Here is a 252-nt window from a genome sequence, read left to right on the forward strand (position 1 = left end):
GAAGTCTCCTGCACCGGCTATATCGTTTTCCTAAGCAGCGACTTCGGTTAAAAAGATAAGTGCTTCTTCAAGCGTATAGCCAGCCGCTAAGATGGCGATTAGCGTTATTGCGCGCATACGGTTGTAACGGTTAAAGCGAGAGGCTGTTGCTTCCTCTTTTAAGCTGAAACGGCTATCAAGTGCCACTAGTTCACCGCTACGTGATTTTAGGTAGATATTCGAAATGTCGGTCGGGTTAGCATAGTCTTCCTT

The 252-nt window shown here is 46.4% G+C and carries 1 pseudogene; it reads right to left on the bottom strand.

Going from position 1 to position 252, the window contains the following annotated elements:
• Positions 1 to 33: 33 nt before the first annotated feature.
• A pseudogene (locus CWB66_RS21615) lies at positions 34 to 252 on the bottom strand (hypothetical protein); the annotation flags it as partial.

The organism is Pseudoalteromonas sp. S558, from assembly GCF_005886635.1.
Classification (GTDB): Bacteria; Pseudomonadota; Gammaproteobacteria; order Enterobacterales; family Alteromonadaceae; genus Pseudoalteromonas; species Pseudoalteromonas aliena.